Below are 748 nucleotides of genomic sequence, written 5' to 3' on the forward strand. Positions count from 1 at the left end.
AAGAAAGGAGAAATCAAATGTTAAATAAAGTCCAATTAATCGGTAATATCTCCCATAACCTAGAAAAACAATTTATCAATAGCAACAACGAACAAATCCCAAAAATAGATTTCAATTTAGCAATTAACAACAAGGATAAAGTGCAATACATCCCTTGTGTAGTGTTTCGTAATCAAGCTGAAAACATGAGTACATATTTAAATAAAGGTTCAAAAATATATGCAGAAGGCGCATTATCAATCCAAAAAATATACCACCAATGAAGGCCAAACACGAATCACCACTAAAGTAATTATCCAAAACGTCATCTTTTTAGATAACAAATCCAAATAATATTCACAACATTAAGTCCCTAAAGGGACTTTTTTTTATAAACAAAAAGGAGAAAAAAAATATGAATAAAAAAAGAATTAATTAAATCAATAGCTGAGGTAAATAAAACCTCAATAACCCAAACCGAAGAGTTTTACAACTCTTTTGAGAATGCTCTAATTAAAGCAATTACATCAAACGAAGAAGTGGTTTTATCCTCTAAAATTGGCAAATTCATCTTAAAAACTAGAAAAGCCCACACAACACCAGAAACTAAATTCATCATCAATAAACAAACAGGCAAAAGAACAGGCAAAAGAACTGGTAAAAATTTAAAAATACCTGCAAAAACGGTTGTTAGTTTTAAAATGTCAAAACCAATAAAAGACCAAGTCAAAAAACTTCAATTAAAATAAAAAAAGGAGACTTAATATGA

General features: G+C 28.7%; 1 protein-coding gene and 1 pseudogene. Both read left to right on the forward strand.

The window, feature by feature from the left end; genetic code table 11:
* Window positions 1-17: 17 nt before the first annotated feature.
* Window positions 18-333, forward strand: a pseudogene (locus BBA70_RS01485) (single-stranded DNA-binding protein).
* Window positions 334-398: 65 nt separating this feature from the next.
* Window positions 399-728, forward strand: coding sequence for an HU family DNA-binding protein (locus BBA70_RS01490; protein ID WP_252861520.1), 330 nt, complete (start codon window positions 399-401; stop codon window positions 726-728).
* Window positions 729-748 lie beyond the last annotated feature (20 nt).

This window comes from New Jersey aster yellows phytoplasma (genome assembly GCF_002554195.1).
GTDB lineage: Bacteria > Bacillota_I > Bacilli_A > Acholeplasmatales > Acholeplasmataceae > Phytoplasma.